Here is a 16867-nt window from a genome sequence, read left to right as displayed (position 1 = left end):
GACTCAATCAAAAGTAGCTTACCTGTTAAAGGTATGCTTGTAAAATCTCGTTGTGCGAACGTCTTCGCAACATTCGGATGGCTTTTTCCCTAATTTGTCGTACGCGTTCCCTAGTGATATCAAATAGTTCACCTATCTCACTTAAACTTTTTGGGCTTCGTTCACCAAGACCATAATGAAGACGTATAATTTCGCTTTCACGCTCCGGGAGGGTCTTTAAAGCTTGGTCAATATCGGCACTCAAGGAATCCTGAATCATTTTATCGTCGGGGCGCATACTGTCTTTTGATGCGACCACATGGTAAAGGTTGCCGGATTCACCTTGCTTAAAAGGCGCATCCATGGACAGGTGTCTTGCGGAGTTTTTCATGGCCAATTTCACTTTAGCAGAAGTCATATCGAGCTCTTTTGCTATTTCGGCAGCGCTGGGAGGCCTTTGGTGGGTTTGTTCCAAGGCCGAAAAGACTTTCTTTATTTTACTTATTTCACCAATTTTATTGAGCGGCAACCGGACCATACGGGAGTTTTGTGAAATGGCCTGTAATATGGATTGTCTGATCCACCAAACCGCATAGGAGATAAATTTAAAACCCCTAGTTTCATCAAAGCGTTTGGCAGCTTTTACCAAACCTATGTTCCCTTCATTGATCAAGTCGGAGAGCCGTAAGCCGCTTCCCTGGTATTGTTTTGCGGTAGATACGACAAAACGTAGATTCGCATTGACCAATTTGGTAAGGGCAGCTTGATCACCTTCACGAATTCTTCTTGCCAGTTCTACTTCCTCGTCCGCAGTGATCAATTCAATTTTGGAGATTTCTTGAAAATACTTTTCTAATGATTTGGTATCCCTGGTTGTAATTTGTTTGGTAATCTTTAGTTGCCTCATATATTATTTTTAGTGTAACATTCTTATTTACAATAAATTAAACATTTTTTGCAAAAATCCTAGTAAAAGTGGATTTTCTTTAAATAAAATATATAAAAAGACGTTTTTTTATCCTTTTTGGTGTTGATAATCAAGAAAACATACCATTTTATTAAAAATACACTGAATATTGACATCATCTGTTTTGAGGTATAAGGCTAATAAAATTATCTGGCAGATGATTTTATTTGACGGCGAAATGCTACTGTGGAAATAAAACAACGAATGTGTAAAGCAAATGGCTTTAACATAAAATCGGTATCGTTATGACGCTAAAGCATCAGAACTGATTTTATATCAAATAGCACAGCTATACGTAATTTGCTTTGATATTATCTGTACTATAATTTATATTATGTAAAATAGAATATTTCAAACCCTCCAGAATACTATAAAATAACCCCGCTCCCCATCTTTCCGTATAATTTATTTTTTTGTGTAATTAGGCCAAGGTTTCATCAAAACATATGCTTAATTTTCTTCGCGAGCTTTAAGGAAATCGAATACGGCGCGTAGCGCAATGGCACATCCAACCAAGTCGCACGTTTTACCATGGATTTTTTGTGGGAAAACAAATCGAACGTATGCCTGCCATGGTAACCACCAATCCCGGACTGGCCCACGCCACCAAATGGCAATTCCTTATTGCTGATATGTACCACGGTATCGTTTATGGTTCCGCCGCCGAAGGAATAGTGTCCCATCAAACGTTTCTGAAACTTTTTGTCCCTGGAAAACACATAGAACGCCAACGGATTCGGGTATTTGGAAATATAGGTGTCCAATTCGTCCTCTTCGGTATACGAAATCAAGGGTAAAATGGGGCCAAAAATCTCCCCTTCCATAATGGTACTGTCCAGCGCCGGCTCGTCCACCAATGTCGGCGCTATAAATAGGTCCTCATCCGTATAGCTGCCCCCAAACAGACAGGTCTGCCCTTCGAGCATGGATTTCAGCTCGTTGTAATGTTTTTCAGTAGCAATACGGGCAAAATCCGGTGATTTTTCCAATTCTGTACCATAAAATTCGGTAATCCGTTGCTGCAAGGCATCCACCAATGCCTGTTTTACAGAGGCGTGTACCAAAATATAGTCCGGCGCAATACAGGTTTGCCCCGCATTGATGAACTTCCCCCAGGCAATACGTTTGGCTGCCAGCGATATGTTGGCCGTAGCATCCACAATACAGGGATTTTTTCCGCTAAGTTCCAAAGTCACAGGGGTAAGATGTTCGGCAGCGCTTTTGTACACAATCCTGCCTACGTGGGTGCTCCCCGTGAAGAAGATATACTCCCATTTCTCGGACAATAATTGGGTGGAAACCTCTACTCCGCCCTCAACCACCGTTACATATTCGGGCTGGAACACCTTACGGATGATTTGTGAAATTATTCGAGAGGTATGCACACTGAACTCGGAGGGTTTCAGCAAGGCAGTGTTGCCCGCTGCCAAGGCACCAATCAATGGCGAAATGGCCAATAAAAACGGATAGTTCCATGGCGAAATGATGAGCACCTTCCCGTAGGGTTCGGGCTGTATCCACTCTTTGGACGGGAAATTAACCCATGCCCCCCCTACCCGTTCCGGCTCGCTCCATGAGCCCACATTTTTAATGGCATGTTTGAGCTCTGCCAAGGCCAATTGGGTTTCCGTGGCCAGACTTTCAAAAACCGGTTTTTTAAAATCGGCATACAGCGCGTCGCAAATGGCATCCTCCTGCTCCAAAATTTCTTGGTGCAGTTTTTTCAGATAGTGTTTCCGAAAGGTGACATCCTTGGTTTTTTGGGTATCAAAAAATTCCTGTTGCGCCTGTATCAGCTGTTTGACCATAGAAGTTTTGTTTCGCTAAATATAAGTAAACTCCGTAGCATGTAAACAAATAAGCACCGACATCAAATCGGTGCTTTTCTTTTTCATGCCCTGTGCTTAGGTAGTTTCTTATCGCAAAACCATCAATTCGAGTTAAATTCCAAAGGAATTTGGCCTGCCTGCGGTAGGCAGGTATCGAGAAATCGAAGATTCAGCGCAGCTAATCGGTTTTGGCTTGAAATATGGGTTCTCGCTACAATTTTTCTTCCGAAAAATCACTCGAACTGACAAGTTTCTTTACAGGCTAATCTCCTCGGTCGCTCCGTTCGGATAGATGATGGTGGCCACATCGTCACAGACTCCTTCACCAAAATCCACGATAACGGACAATCCGTTTTTGGAAACGCTCATGCTACCGGAGGTCAAATACTCACAGGCGGCACTTCCTTGCAAATCTTCCAAGGTTTCAACCGCGTAGGTATTGCCATCCGCAGCAACGGTCCAGTTGCCGGAAATGGAAATTTGTGTAGTTTCCAAGCTATCGCCAAATGCAATGATAAAGGTTTTGGTCCCGTTTTCGGAAATCACGGACTCGTCCTCCATTTCCACGGTCATGTCACTGACCACGGTAAAGGAAACACTGCTCTGTTCACCGTTTCCAGTAATTTCGAAGGTTCGTGTTCCGTTGATCTTTACGGTACCCACATAAAAATCTTGATAGGTGGCCGTAAAGGACGATGCCTCTTCCCCTACTTCGTAGGTTACGGTCACTGTTCCGTTTACATTGTCCGTTCCGTTGAGCACACAATTGTTAAAGGTTGCCACAAATCCGGTATCGGAATATTCGGCGCTGTAGCACTCCCCTTCTTTGGCAGTGGCTCCTTTTGCGACGGTCTCCCCGGCAAAAAGCTCAGCCAAGGCGGTGTCGGCGGCCCCGGCAATGTCATCGGTGCTCAAAATGGTCTGTAGTTCTTCCTGTGTAAGGGCCTCCCCTTCGTTGGGCATGCCATCCTCACTACACGATTGAAATCCGATCAAGGCTATCGCTATAAAAGCGGTCGATACAAATTTTAAGGTAAGTTTCTTCATGGTATTGGGTTATAAGATGTGTTAGCAAAACGTCGCACCCTAGGGTTTAGTGTAAAAAGGGGCTTCAAATCGATGAATTGCCCGCCCGGGCCACCATTATTCTTCAAATTGTGTTATTTTCAACCTATAAAAGCATAAAACGCATGAAAAAGACAACGAATTTCCTTTTGGGCCTAGCGAGTATGGTGTTGTTGACAGCCTGTAGTGATGACGATGGCAATGGCTCCGGCTTTTCCGCCGATGCACTCATTGGCACTTGGGATTTGACCGCAGTAAATGTCAGCAGCCAACTGGATTTGGATGATGATGGCACTTCCTCTGCCAATCTCATTGATGAACAGGACTGTATTTCTGGCACCATTACTTTCAATGCCGATAATACCTATCAATTCCAACAATCCAACTTTACCATTACCACCATTACCAACGGGCAGTATTTTGTGGACTGCAACGGTTCCATTCAGGCTACCGGTGCATGGGCCAGTGATGGTACACAGGTCGTTTTTCAAGGAAGCACAACGTTGGGCACCCTACAATTGAACGGCAACCAAATGACCCTGAACGAAGGACAGGATTTGCCGGATGTTCGGAGCTATGTGTATGTAAAGCGATAGGCTTTTCTTACTTCAAATAGGTAACAAAACACCATTATGGGACGACCATCCATTTTGCGGGACCGCATCAAGGACCATTTGCTGGAGCAAATCCAAAATGGCGGACTGCAAGTGGGCAAGACCATCAATTTGGCGGCACTATCCCGGGATACCGGTGTTAGTGTGACGCCCATTCGGGAGGCGTTGAGCCAATTGGAGCAAGCACAGGTACTCAAAGCGATTCCCAATCGTGGTTTTGTGGTAGCTCCCCTATCCAAGTCCGAAGTCAAGAATCTGATTGAAATTGTGGCTCAACTTGAAGTGATGGCCCTAGAAAACACTTCTTTTGGGACAGCTGATGTACAACGGTTGATGGCATTACAGAAACAAATGGAAAATGTGGGGAGTTTGACGGAAGGACTGGGCGTGCGCTTCCATTTTCACAACCACTTGGTGAAGGAGTGCTCCAATAAAGTGTTATTGAACATCTTGACGGATTTGAAGCTCAGGCTGCATTTTTACGAGCATGATTTTATCCAAGAGGGTGGGTTTTTCAAGAAATTGGCGGTACAGACCCGCTCCGTGGTCGAAGCCATTCAAGAAGATAACGTACCCACGGCCGCTTTGATCCTTCGGATGCATTGGATGTCCATTTTGGAGCATATCGAAGCGCAAATACGCTAAGCTACTGATTATCAAAATAAATTCATTGGGGTTTCGTTTTAAATCAAATTTGTCGCCATGAACTTTTTAAATAAGGAAATCGAATTCCGTGTCAAAAGAAAAAACGAACGATCCCTAGTGAAAAAACAGGTTTCCTGTGGTATTCTTCAGGATTTACAGTTGATGGATTTGGACCATCAAAAACGTCAAAGCCCCAAAAACTAGCTTCCCTCCCGCCCTTTCAAACGGTCTTTTGCCCATTGGTAATCTTCCACAGCATTCGCATTGAACAATAGCTGCTCATTGGATGGGAGAACCGTTTTAACATCAACTTCCAAAAGAAATCGTGATGGACTCTGCTTCCCCTTCGCCGATAAGTAGTTTTTAGCCTGTCGCAGTCCCTCAGGTTCCCAGATACAGGCCAAAGGTTCGGGATAAGCAGCATCTTTTCCCATAAAGGCCGTGGCATGTTTGGTTGTGTCCCGTTGCTGAACCAGAAATTGCAAAGCCTCCGTATCCATAAAGGGAAGGTCACAGGCTAACACCAACCAAGCGGCTTCTGGATATGTTTCGTGGGCACTCATGATCCCATTAAACGGCCCTTTATATGTGTTTTGATCCATAATAGAGGAAAATTCCTTTGGAATAGACCCCAATTGTTGCTCCTGTATTCCCAAAAATACGTTTTCGCAAACCTTGTTCAGAAGCTGGTAAACATAGTCCCGTTGCGGCATGCCGTGATACGCCAACGCCCCCTTGTCATGCCCCATCCGGAAACTGGAACCACCCGCCAATACCAAACCAAAAAGTTGGGGAGGATTGCTAGCGGATGATTCAGATTTTGTTTTCACGGACAATGGATGGTTTTAGACATTTGGTGGCGGAATCAACGCAATTTCGTCATACGAATTGATATTGTCGTGGTCCGAAGCATAATTTTGGTTCACGGCAACCGTCACTTTGGATATTTTTTTAAGCTCGGGATAGGTGCTTTCCAGAAATTTTTTGAGTTCCCCTACGGTGTTCGGTATTTTTTTCCCACTCAAACTGGCAGTAGGAACGGATAAGGTAGGTGTACCAATAATATCTTTGGTGGCACCAAACAAAAGGATAGTCATACAAATCAACCTGTTAGTGTTATTGTTTATTTGGGTCTTTGGTTAGATAGGCTGGTAGGTTTATGAGCGGTGAAAATATTAAAATTAGATGGGAACGGAACGATTTTAACACAGGCCTATTTCTTTTAACTTTTCTTTAATTGATTTTTGCAGGGAATACATACTTTTAGCTGCATTTCCACGTTGTGCATGCAGGACCTTAACTTATTAGAAAATGAAAAAAATACTTCAGCTTACCTTGCTTTTATCTATTGGCCTTACCTTGTTTTCTTGCGGAAACGCAGATGATGACGTGAGTTTGGACATCAACGACCGCGAATTGGGACTTGGCCAAGAACCGGATGATTGCTTGGGCTTTGGCGAAAACGAACTGCTACTTTCTATCCAAGATGAATTCACCACCCTGCCCGGAAAGGTTTCGGTGCTTTTCAGGGTTTCCGATTTAATGGGAAATCCCATTTCAGGGCTTTCGGCGGACCAGTTTTCCATATATGAGCAAGGCAGGAACGATGATTGTTTCAATTCCATTTCCTCTTCGGAGTCCTTTGCACGGATTTCGCCCAATTCGCAGGTATTTAACAACAATACCCTCTTGGTGCTGGATTTGAGCAATAGTGTTTTGGAAAGCAGCTTGGATGAACTAAAGGCTGCCACCACAAGCTTCATCAATAATGTGATGCCGGTTCCGGCAACGGATTCCTTCAAAATGGCCATTTATTGGTTTGATGGGGAGGATGAGCTCCACCTTCTAAATCCATTGACAACATCTGCAACGGAGCTGACCGCTTCCGTAGATGGAATTACTACCGATATCAGCAATGATCCTTCAACCGATTTGTACGGAGCGGTGATCAAGTCGACCGATATTGCCGAGAATTTGCTTCGTGAGAATTCCGAGGTTATCAATGCTGCATCTGTGGTACTGTTTACCGATGGAACCGACCAAGCATCGCGTTATCGGGAATCCGATGCCCTGCGTGCCGTTGCGGAAGCAGATAGGAACATTTCTTTCTTCACTATTGGACTTGGCGCGGAAATCGATACCGAAGTGTTGACCGAAATCGGGAAAACAGCCAGTGTTTTTGCCAGTAATTCCGAAGAGTTGGAAAATACCTTTAATGATATATCCCAACGTGTGGAAGAGCAGGCCGGCAGTTATTATCTTTTCGAATATTGTACACCCAAACGTGATGGCAGTGGCGAAAGCAATTTGGTAATCCGACTTTCCCACAATGGCCTTCAAGGCGCGGTACAGACCAAATTCAACGCCAAAGGTTTTACCGGAGGATGTGAGTAAACCAAGCATTTTGGAATAATACGTATCTTGGACTGCAACAAAACTAAACATACGTATGATTACCCAAAGAAAAACGATTTACACGCTTATTTGCACCCTGATGTTAGGGTTTGCCAGTAACATTTATGCACAGGATATCAGTCCGTTGGAAGGCAGGTGGGACCTGGAAATGGACTTTATGGGAAAGACCTCCCCTTCTTGGCTGGAAATACGCCATTCGGGGACCGCTACCTTGGTGGGACGCTTTGTATTTGCCTTTGGTAGTGCACGGCCTGTGTCAGAAGTGGAAACCTTTGGCGATAATCAATTCACTTTTAGCATTCCCAACCAATGGGAACCCAAGGGTAGTGACATGGTTTTTCATGGCCAATTGGAGGATGAAACCTTAAAAGGTACCTTGATCTATACCGATGGCTCCCTTATAGAATGGACTGGCGTTCGTGCTCCAAAATTGGAGTACACCGAAAATCCGAAATGGGGCAAAACAATCGATTTGTTCAATGGAAAAGACCTTTCGGGTTGGCATGTGGATGGAGAAAAGAACCAATGGGTCGTTAAAGATGGTATTTTGACCAGTCCAGAATCGGGTTCCAATCTCATCTCAGACAAAACTTTCCAGGATTTTAAGCTGCATGCCGAATTTCGTTTTCCCGAAGGAAGCAACAGTGGTATCTATCTCAGAGGGCGTTACGAAATTCAGATTGTGGACAGCGAAGGCTACGAACCTTCGGATATTTATATGGGAGGCATCTACGGATTTGTGGAGCCTAATGAGAATGCTTCCAAACCTGCTGGAGAATGGCAAACCTATGATATTACCTTTATTGGTAGAAGGGTCACTATTGTCTTGAACGGAAAAACAGTGATTTCCGATACTACGATTCCTGGAATCACAGGTGGTGCATTGGACAGCAAGGAAGGCGAGCCAGGCCCCTTTATGATTCAGGGAGACCATGGCCCGATTGAATTCCGGAGCTTTGTGGTGACTCCGCTAAAGAAATAATGTAACTATCAAAATAATGCAGTGGTCAGTGCTAAGGCGTTGTCATTCCGAACTTGTTACGGAATCTCATCCTACTGATAGAATTATAGTTGGCGTGCATTTAAAGCAACACTAAATTGAAGATTGTAACTTGGAATTGTAATGGAGCATTTAGAAACAAGTTTGAACACATTTCAGACTTCAATGCCGACATTTACATTATCCAAGAATGTGAAAACCCAGCTGAATGTAGACACCCTAAATATCAGGAATGGGCTGAAAACTACATTTGGATTGGCGACACCAAAAACAAAGGACTTGCAATTTTTGCCCGGCCAGAAATTGAATTAAAAAAACTCGATTGGTCCAACAAGTTTAAGGACCATTTTGTAAAACACTTTTTGCCTTGTAAAGTAAATCAAGACTTTGACCTGCTTGCTGTTTGGACTCACAGAAATAACTCACCAAACTTCGGCTATATTGGACAATTATGGAAATACTTGCAAGTCAATAAAGACAAACTCAATACAACAATTATCGCAGGAGATTTTAATAGCAATAAGAAATGGGACGAATGGGATAGGTGGTGGAATCACTCTGACGTTGTAGAAGAATTGAGAGACCTAGGCATAGAAAGCCTTTACCATAAATACAAAGGTGAACAACAAGGTGCTGAAACGGAACCGACTTTGTATTTCCAACGAAAACTTGAAAGACCATATCATATTGACTATGTTTTTGGTTCTAAAAGGTTTTCTGACCGAATAAAAAAAATTGAAATTGGAGACCCAGTTGAATGGTTGAAAATAAGTGACCATATGCCTATTATTTGTGATATTGACGAATAAAAAATAAAAAAATGACACGTCAAGATTAGATATAAAATATTAGTTATCATATGGTTGCGATAATTTAAACAAACTAAATCAGGTTTTAGTGGCAGGATAGTTTCGCTGCTTCCTATCCCCTAAAGTTTCTTAGCCGTAACCCGTTGTAAGAACCTTAAACCTGCCTTTGCCGCAGGCAGGCTAGTTCAGGTTGACGTAAATCAGCTTTGAGATGACTCCGCTAAAGAAATAAACAAAACCTTTTAAACTAAAAAAGCCCGATTCTAAAAATCGGGCTTTTTTGTGTTATTAATCCAAAGGAATCAGTTCAATGTTTCTCCATTTTACCTTTATGCCCCCACCATCGTGGATTTGTAACGCAATGGCACCTTCACCCTCTCCTATTTTTTCATCTTCCAGGTGCACCATTTCCGTTCCATTGAGCCAAGAGGTCACCTTGGGACCTTCCACCCGAATTTTCATGGTGTTCCACTCCCCCATTTTTAAGGCTTGATCTTTCTCGGGGTCTGGTTTTATAAGCCAACCACGTCCGTAGGATTCGTATATGCCGCCAGTATCCTTTCCGGGAGGTGCCACTTCCACTTGCCAGCCGCTGACCTTGGTCCCATCAAAAGTGGAGCGAATAAAAACGCCACTGTTGCCATCAGCCTCCTGTTTAAATTCTAGGGTAAGCTCGAAGTCCTTATAATTTTTTTCAGTACTCAAATAGCCGTATTCACCTTTGGGGCCACTTTCACAGATCAGTTCTCCATCTTCAACGTACCATTTCTCTTCGCCATGGTTGATCCAACCATCGAGATTTTTTCCGTTGAACAGTGAAATGGATTCTTGTGCAAAGGTCAATTGTGCCACAAAAAGGCATGCTACTACTACAATTTGTTTCTTCATTGGTATGTGCTATATAGGGTTAAATAGTTTGTTTACGATAGGTTATCGGGCAGTTTTGAGAATAAGTCCGTTGCCTGTTTTTTGTTCATCCAAGGGTTTGGACAGGTCAATCAAAAACCCATTGATAACGGCATGGGTCAACTTTTCTTCTTTCTTTAAAAAGAAAGTAGGATTCATGCCTGGTTGAAGCGTAAAGTTTTTGAGTTCGAATTTATCATCCACCAATAGCAATGGAAAACGGACAAAAGCACTTTTATCCTGTTGCTGTGTCTTTACATACGCCACGCCTTGTTTTAGTACCTGCATAGGGTTGTCGATACGTTCCATTTTTGCCACTTTTGGCGGCACAATGGTATATCCTTCAGCATCAAAGGTGTCGTAGCCGTAGTAAGTGGATAAATCCCCTTGGTCGCCTATGGTACTTTTGTAATAGAATTCATCATGGTCTTTTAGGTCCACTTCTTGGTTAAAAATCCCCAAATCCAAGATATAGTCATTGCCCATAAGTTCATAGGTCACGTTCTCAATCTTCAAATCGAAAAGTTTGCGGTCGTTTCGAGGGATTTTTTCATAATCTTCAATCGGAATATCATTGTAGGAGCCGTTGGCAATGGTGTACAATGCGGATAGGATGGAAACATAATTGAGTTTTCGGATTTCCTGTTTTTCGGGATCATCCGGGAAGCCTCCGGATTCTATCAAAATAAGGCTTGTTCCCCATTTAGCGATATTGTCGCCAAAGGCACGAGGTTCAAAATCATCGCTGTACCGTCCTACCTGCCCAGGTGCATAATTTTGGATGATGTTGTTCATGTACACAATCACTTTCATGGCGTTGGCACGGACTTCATTGATATCCTTCTCGTAATTGTAGGCCGTTGCCAAATAGGAAATCGTGGCCGGTTTTTCGGTACGCTCAGCATTATAATAGGTACTCTGGTCGTGCAGATTGAAGCCGAAATCGGCATCCAAACTGTCCCGAAGCCGTTTTAAGGTTTGCCCTTCGGGTGACTGAAGCCGCAGCGCATCCCGGTTGATATCGATTCCCAAGGCATTTCTTCTGGTGAAGACCTCTGCGCCATCGGGATTGAGCATCGGCAAAAAATGAAGTTTTAACTTGGAAAGGATGGCTTCTTTTTCGGCCTTAAAATCGGGGGCATCCAAGAAGTTCAAAATGTCAAAGATGGCTTGCGTAGCGGTAGGCTCATCCCCGTGCATTTGGGACCAAAGGAAAATATTCGACTCCCCTTCCCCTATACTTATCAGATGCAAGTCCCGTCCTTGAATCGACTCACCCACTTTTTGTACCTCAAATTTTGGGTTGGCCTTAAATTTTTGAAATCAATGGCTGGATATCGCCATGCTTTATGCGCCGTTCCCCCAAACTGGATTCTTTAAATTCCTCGTAGGTGTCATATAGTTGTGAGGTCAGTTTGTCTTGCGCCTGAAGGGAAAAGGTAAGTAAGGTGAATATAAAAAGTGGTATTCGTTTCATGTATTTTATGGTTTTGATGGAACGGGCTTAAAGTTAAATTTTTTGGTGGCTTTTCGGACTTTTTCTACAAAATCCATTCCCGGGTCCGTTTTTTCGGTACGGTATCCATCATCCACCTCCAACCAAAGCGGATGATTTTCAAAAAGGGTATATTCTTGATGCCCGATAACGTAGTCGATGTCGTATTTGGATGCCAAATAATTCACCAAATAAATATTCGAACGCAACTGCGCCTTGGTCAGGGGCATGCCTTCCGTGCCACCCACATTTTCAATGCCAATGGCGCAATGGTTGAGGCCAATGGTATGGCGTGCCATAAGGGTTTCGGGCATTAAACGGTAAATGGTGCCATCTTGGTCCACCAAAAAATGGGAGGATACATTTAATCCGCTTACATTCTCCAAATCGGGCCGCCAATTGGGCAGTGTGGAACGGTTGAAGGCTTCAAAGGATTTTTTCAGGGAAGGAATGGCTGTCCAGTGCAACACCACCATTTTCGGAGTAATTTCTGGGGTTTCTTGGTCCAGATTGTACCGATTGAGCAAATATTCCTTGGTCAGTTCCATCCGTTGTTCATCAAAAATAATGGGGATGTCCACAATTTCCCGCTGAACGGAACAGGCCACAAAAAGTGCTGCCAGAACTAAAAGTAAACTAGTTTTTTTCATTGTTGGTGTTTAAAACAGTGTCCAAAGGAACAGCATAGCAAATAATCAATTTCTTCTTACCCCACTCCCTTGCTTTTTTTACATCCTTACCCATGTAGATATCGATTCTATTCCTCCAACGCCAGTGCATTTTGTCCTTAACATAAAATGTATCGGGAAAGGTATCAATTTTTACCATGGTATTGTGCGTCAGTCCCATTTTGATAAGATCTCGGGACACCGCGATACTTTTCATCTCCGGTTTCAAGGTGTCTCCCCAAGCTGCGACTGCAGGGCTTATGCTGTCCGTTTGCCAAAATACCGAATTGTAGGCCGATGCCGTAACCTCATGGCCAAACCATTTGTATTTGGATGATGGCTCTTTGGGTTGTTCTTTCGTAGAACAACCCAAAACGACAGCGCATACTATGAAAGCCAATTTTTTCAATGCAATAGGTTTTCCAATAAAAGAAGGTCCACATTATTGGTATTCCATCTTTCGGTCAATATTTCGGGAACAGGTGTAAATCCAAAAGTTAAGGAACTTAGCACAATATCTTCGTCACCATCATTATCCACATCCGAAGCATCCATCAAAAACCATCGGGCCAAGGAAGGGTCTTCCAAAATGTTGGTGGTAAAATCGAAGTCAGCGCTATTGTTGTTTTCCAGGTAGACAAAACTTCGCTCGGGAAAGGTCGAATAATCCGGAAAGGTGCTGATTACGGCAAAATCGATGTCCCCATCCTGGTCAAAATCACGGGAGAGTACTCTTGTGGCACCATAAAGTGGGTAAAAATAGGCTTCTTCATATACATTGCCACCCTTATTCAGAAAGATGCGCATTCCATGATATGGTTTGTGCACATAGGAAATATCGGCGTTGTCGCCATGTACGGTGATAATATCGTCCAAGCCATCTCCGTTGTAATCCACCAACTCAAACCAACTGGTTCCATAAATGGGACTAAATTCCAAAATATTTCTCGGTTCAAAAACCAAATCTGCGGTCTGATAAAAAACAGTGATGCTTTCCCTGCTTTGGGTCATTAAGGCAACAATATCCAATTTCCCATCATTATCCATATCCTTTGCCACGGTTTTGATAGCTCCTGGTAAATTCAGCAGCACCTCTTTTTCGTATGCTCCACTCTTATTCAGCTTGAATAGGGACAGTTTACCGGTTTTGTTTCCAAATTCGCTCACGACCAATTCTTGATGTCCATCTCCATTTAAATCTTCCATCAAGGCGTGTACGGGTCGATGCAGGTCCTTGGTTATCGTTGTGGTGTCCGAAGGGATCTTCCGAAACAATATACCTTTTTTCTGTTCGGACGGATGAATGATACCAACTTCATTGATAAATTGGATAGAATCCTTTTCGTTAAACCATGTTACAGGACTTGCTCCTTGAAACATTTGGGTCACTTTTTTGGTGGTAAAATCAAAATAACCCAACCTACCCTCCAAATCCCCAAAATACACTTGATTTGGTTCATTTTTAAACTCTAGATAGGTTACCATCCCCCCATTTAGGGAATCTACCATAAAAGGTTGGGAAGCAAATTGCATTAGCGTATCGGCCTTGGGCATTGGTATGCTTTCCAATTGTTCAGGGGCGTTCGCCAAGATATAACGCTGTAGTTTGGCCCAGTCGCCCAAGCTTATTTGAGGCCGAAAACCCGTTGGCTCCCATTCCGGGTCTTGGTACATGCCCTCCACGTCCATGAGCTCCATCATGGCGGGCAACACCGAGTTTTTCCACATGTGCTTGGGCAATGCATCTATTTTGGGCGGCAGATGGCAGCTGGCACAGTAGGTTTGGTATAGCTGCTCTTCTTGACTTATAGGTCTCTCCTTTTTGCAGGACCCCAGCAATAAAACAAGAATCAAGCTTACAAGTTGATAAAATAAAGAATGGTTTGGCATTGGATGGTTTTGGTCTAGAGGTTGTGGCAATGGCACTAATTGGGCAAAGGGACGTAGGTGTCATCGTTTTCCATCATCGGAAAGGTTTTATTGGCCCATGCCTGTTTGGCCTGCTCCAATTTTTCCTTACTGGAAGAAACAAAGTTCCAATAGATGTGGCGTTCCTCTGGAAAAGGTTCACCCCCAAAAAGTAACAGGTGCGTGTTCGGATATAGTTTGATATTGCAAGTATCTTCCACTTTGGACACCAAAATATTGCCCTGGCCCACACGTTCACCGCAGGCTTCTATGCTTCCTTCTACAATGCAAATACCGATTTCTCCTTTCAGATGCCCATTGACATTGAGGGTATAGCTTTCTGGAGCTTTGACTTCGACCATAAATAGGTTGGAATGAACGGGAACAGGAGACTTTTTATCATAACCTTCTCCAGCTACCAGTTTGAACTCCGTTTGGCCATCCGTCCATTTAGGAATATCCTTCCCATCGATATGGTGGAATTGTGGTTCCATGTCCTCAAGTTCCTTGGGCAAGGCCACCCAAATTTGATAGCCATGGGCGGTGAAAGTGTTCCCATCCCTAAGGTCTTTTGGAGTTCGTTCGGTATGGGTTACCCCCTTGCCTGCCGTCATCCAGTTCACGGAACCCGGCCTAATTCTTTGGTGTGTTCCCAAACTGTCCTCATGGATAATCTCCCCTTCGAGCATAAAGGTCAAGGTAGAGAGTCCCATATGCGGATGTTGGTCTACATCCATATATTTTTTGGGTCCCAATTGCGTTGGGCCCATATGGTCAATAAAAATAAACGGGCCGATCATTCTTTTTTTGCGGAAGGGAATCAAGCGCCCGACCAAAAAATCACCGATATCCCTGCTGCGTTCCTCGATGATCAATCCGATGTTGGACATACATTTAATGTTTATATTTAGATGCAGAAAGTTACAAATACATCTGATAACCATGAAACTACTTAAGCGTGTTTTATTGCTCCTGATCATTGCCATCGGAGTGATTGTGTACCTGAATTATCCCAAATTGAATATGATTTCCGGCTATGCCGCCAAAAATGTGGCCTCCGGGGTGTATGTGGCGCACCGTTCGGCGGCCAGCATGAACCAAATTGACAACAAGGCCCCGCTGGTGGAACTGGCTTCCACCGAGGTTAAGGAAACTGAACGTTCGGCCACGGCTACTGTGTATGGCCTGATGGAGCGTACCGCTGTTTATCGCGATGGACTGGGTGCGGTATTGATCAACGAAGATTATGACCCGGAAGCCATGACCCTTCGTCCCAACCGAAATCAAGTTATGGATACTATTCCCTATCCTTATGGTCAGGCTGCGCCGAAGGACACCGTTTTTCCAGAGGTGGACATGGACCAAATCAACAAGGCCATTGCCATGGCGTTTGCTGAGCCCGAGACCCAAAAAACGCGCACCATGCTCATTCTGTACAAAGGACACCTGATTGCAGAACGCTACGTGGACAGTTTTGATCAAGACACACCCATATTGGGATGGTCTATGACCAAAAGTGTATTGGCCACCTGCTACGGAATATTGGAGCATCAAGGGAAACTGGAGATGGACTGGCCCGCCCCTATTCCCGAATGGAAGGATGATGAGCGAAAAAATATTACCCTGAACCATCTGCTGCGCATGCAAAGTGGATTGGAATGGGAGGAGGATTATACCAAGATTTCGGATGTTACCAAGATGCTGTTTCTGGACAGTGATATGACACAGCAGCCCAAAAAGAAAAAAGCAATCGCCAAGCCAACAGAGGTCTGGAATTATTCTTCGGGAACCACAAATTTATTATCGGGTATTCTTCGTCAGCAGTTTAGAACCCATCAAGAGTATCTGGATTTCCCATATTCCGCCTTAATTGATAAAATTGGAATGTACTCTATGGTGTTGGAAGCGGATATTGCCGGAAACTACGTGGGCTCTTCCTACGCCTGGGCCAGTACCCGTGACTGGGCGCGCTTTGGCCAATTGTATTTGGATAAGGGGAATTGGAACGGGGAACAATTGTTCGGTTCGGATTGGGTGGATTACATCACCACCCCGACCATTAACTCCGATGGTACCTATGGCGCCCATTTTTGGTTGAACGCAGAGGGCAAGTACCCCGATGTGCCTACGGACCTATTTTCATGCAATGGTTATGAAGGGCAATATGTGTTTATGATTCCATCAAAGGACTTGGTGGTGGTACGCACGGGATTGGCAGAAGAACCTCTATTTGATGTGAACGGGGTGTTGTCAAACATCGTAAAAGCAGTACCTTAAATCGATATGATATACTAAAATGCCCGAAAAACCACAGAATACGGGCACTTCACAACAATAATTTCATTTACGGTAACAGTGGTGGTACTTTTACTATGTAATAAAAAACGAAAGTAATTTTTTCATTTTCATATAGTGTTCTCGTAAAAGAGTCCTGACCCAAGTGGCAGGGCTCTTTTCAATTTTAGGCCATCCTGAAAGCTTTGTCTGCTTCCCTACAACTTGGTTGCACCAATCGCTGCAACCTCTTATGCTTCTTGAAGAGCATTGATTTTAATCCCATTATCAAT

Annotated in this window: 19 protein-coding genes; 7 read left to right on the top strand and 12 right to left on the bottom strand. The window is 43.8% G+C overall.

Features of this window, described 5'->3' with window-relative positions; genetic code table 11:
* Positions 1-25: 25 nt before the first annotated feature.
* From ABNE31_RS11445 to ABNE31_RS11435, 3 genes are all read right to left on the bottom strand, one after another.
* A complete protein-coding gene (locus ABNE31_RS11445) occupies positions 26-886 on the bottom strand; it encodes an RNA polymerase sigma factor RpoD/SigA (RefSeq protein WP_349351223.1) in 861 nt (286 codons plus the stop codon).
* A 497-nt stretch (positions 887-1383) separates the two neighbouring features.
* Positions 1384-2754: an aldehyde dehydrogenase gene (locus tag ABNE31_RS11440; RefSeq protein ID WP_349351222.1), complete on the bottom strand. Its 1371-nt coding sequence runs from the start codon at positions 2752-2754 to the stop codon at positions 1384-1386.
* 276 nt (positions 2755-3030) lie between these two features.
* Positions 3031-3822, bottom strand: a complete 792-nt coding sequence (locus tag ABNE31_RS11435) for a hypothetical protein (RefSeq protein WP_349351221.1) — start codon at positions 3820-3822, stop codon at positions 3031-3033.
* Positions 3823-3965: 143 nt separating this feature from the next.
* Here ABNE31_RS11435 and ABNE31_RS11430 point away from each other — a divergent pair, with 143 nt between their 5' ends.
* Genes ABNE31_RS11430 through ABNE31_RS11420 form a run of 3 tightly spaced genes read left to right on the top strand, consistent with a single transcriptional unit; the run spans position 3966 to position 5303 of the window.
* Positions 3966-4436, top strand: a complete 471-nt coding sequence (locus ABNE31_RS11430) for a DUF5004 domain-containing protein (protein ID WP_349351220.1) — start codon at positions 3966-3968, stop codon at positions 4434-4436.
* Between the two features lie 36 nt (positions 4437-4472).
* The gene (locus tag ABNE31_RS11425; RefSeq protein WP_349351219.1) at positions 4473-5099 is read left to right on the top strand and encodes a GntR family transcriptional regulator; all 627 of its coding nucleotides are present in this window, start codon (positions 4473-4475) and stop codon (positions 5097-5099) included.
* A gap of 57 nt (positions 5100-5156) precedes the next feature.
* The gene (locus ABNE31_RS11420) at positions 5157-5303 is read left to right on the top strand and encodes a hypothetical protein (RefSeq protein WP_349351218.1); all 147 of its coding nucleotides are present in this window, start codon (positions 5157-5159) and stop codon (positions 5301-5303) included.
* Here the strand turns inward: ABNE31_RS11420 and ABNE31_RS11415 are convergent.
* Both ABNE31_RS11415 and ABNE31_RS11410 read right to left on the bottom strand, forming a co-directional pair.
* Positions 5300-5929 carry an NTP transferase domain-containing protein gene (locus tag ABNE31_RS11415; RefSeq protein ID WP_349351217.1) on the bottom strand — a complete coding sequence of 210 codons (630 nt, stop codon included), beginning with the start codon at positions 5927-5929 and terminating at the stop codon, positions 5300-5302. The two genes, ABNE31_RS11420 and ABNE31_RS11415, sit on opposite strands and share 4 nt — an antisense overlap.
* 15 nt (positions 5930-5944) lie before the next feature.
* Positions 5945-6196: a MoaD/ThiS family protein gene (locus tag ABNE31_RS11410; protein ID WP_349351216.1), complete on the bottom strand. Its 252-nt coding sequence runs from the start codon at positions 6194-6196 to the stop codon at positions 5945-5947.
* Positions 6197-6410: 214 nt separating this feature from the next.
* Between ABNE31_RS11410 and ABNE31_RS11405 the strand changes: the two genes are divergently transcribed.
* The 3 genes from ABNE31_RS11405 to ABNE31_RS11395 all read left to right on the top strand — a co-directional run bounded on the left by ABNE31_RS11405 (position 6411) and on the right by ABNE31_RS11395 (position 9323).
* A complete protein-coding gene (locus ABNE31_RS11405; protein ID WP_179385800.1) occupies positions 6411-7493 on the top strand; it encodes a VWA domain-containing protein in 1083 nt (360 codons plus the stop codon).
* 55 nt (positions 7494-7548) lie between these two features.
* Positions 7549-8496 carry a DUF1080 domain-containing protein gene (locus tag ABNE31_RS11400; RefSeq protein WP_349351215.1) on the top strand — a complete coding sequence of 316 codons (948 nt, stop codon included), beginning with the start codon at positions 7549-7551 and terminating at the stop codon, positions 8494-8496.
* A gap of 116 nt (positions 8497-8612) precedes the next feature.
* Positions 8613-9323, top strand: a complete 711-nt coding sequence (locus tag ABNE31_RS11395; RefSeq protein WP_349351214.1) for an endonuclease/exonuclease/phosphatase family protein — start codon at positions 8613-8615, stop codon at positions 9321-9323.
* Between the two features lie 288 nt (positions 9324-9611).
* On the opposite strand, the gene ABNE31_RS11390 is transcribed toward ABNE31_RS11395, so the two are convergent.
* From ABNE31_RS11390 to ABNE31_RS11360, 7 genes are read right to left on the bottom strand one after another with little or no spacing between them, the layout of a single operon-like run.
* Positions 9612-10211 carry a DUF1080 domain-containing protein gene (locus ABNE31_RS11390; RefSeq protein WP_349351213.1) on the bottom strand — a complete coding sequence of 200 codons (600 nt, stop codon included), beginning with the start codon at positions 10209-10211 and terminating at the stop codon, positions 9612-9614.
* 42 nt (positions 10212-10253) lie between these two features.
* Entirely contained in the window at positions 10254-11510 is a 1257-nt protein-coding gene (locus tag ABNE31_RS11385; RefSeq protein ID WP_349351212.1) for a M14 metallopeptidase family protein, read from the bottom strand.
* A gap of 28 nt (positions 11511-11538) precedes the next feature.
* Complete coding sequence (locus ABNE31_RS11380) at positions 11539-11706, bottom strand: hypothetical protein (RefSeq protein WP_349351211.1); 168 nt, start codon at positions 11704-11706, stop codon at positions 11539-11541.
* 5 nt (positions 11707-11711) lie between these two features.
* On the bottom strand, positions 11712-12374 hold the full coding sequence (locus ABNE31_RS11375) for a peptidoglycan recognition family protein (protein WP_349351210.1): 663 nt from the start codon (positions 12372-12374) through the stop codon (positions 11712-11714).
* Positions 12361-12801: a hypothetical protein gene (locus ABNE31_RS11370; protein ID WP_349351209.1), complete on the bottom strand. Its 441-nt coding sequence runs from the start codon at positions 12799-12801 to the stop codon at positions 12361-12363. Before ABNE31_RS11370 ends, ABNE31_RS11375 begins: the two co-directional genes overlap by 14 nt.
* Entirely contained in the window at positions 12798-14282 is a 1485-nt protein-coding gene (locus ABNE31_RS11365; protein ID WP_349351208.1) for a VCBS repeat-containing protein, read from the bottom strand. Before ABNE31_RS11365 ends, ABNE31_RS11370 begins: the two co-directional genes overlap by 4 nt.
* Positions 14283-14317: 35 nt before the next feature.
* On the bottom strand, positions 14318-15190 hold the full coding sequence (locus ABNE31_RS11360; RefSeq protein ID WP_349351207.1) for a pirin family protein: 873 nt from the start codon (positions 15188-15190) through the stop codon (positions 14318-14320).
* Between the two features lie 52 nt (positions 15191-15242).
* On the opposite strand from ABNE31_RS11360, the gene ABNE31_RS11355 reads away from it, so the two are divergent.
* Positions 15243-16577 carry a serine hydrolase gene (locus ABNE31_RS11355; RefSeq protein WP_349351206.1) on the top strand — a complete coding sequence of 445 codons (1335 nt, stop codon included), beginning with the start codon at positions 15243-15245 and terminating at the stop codon, positions 16575-16577.
* Positions 16578-16867 lie beyond the last annotated feature (290 nt).

The sequence above is a fragment of the Flagellimonas sp. MMG031 genome, from assembly GCF_040112705.1.
GTDB lineage: Bacteria > Bacteroidota > Bacteroidia > Flavobacteriales > Flavobacteriaceae > Flagellimonas.
The sequence above is the reverse complement of the archived record's forward strand: the minus strand, read 5'-3'. Positions and strand labels throughout refer to the sequence as shown.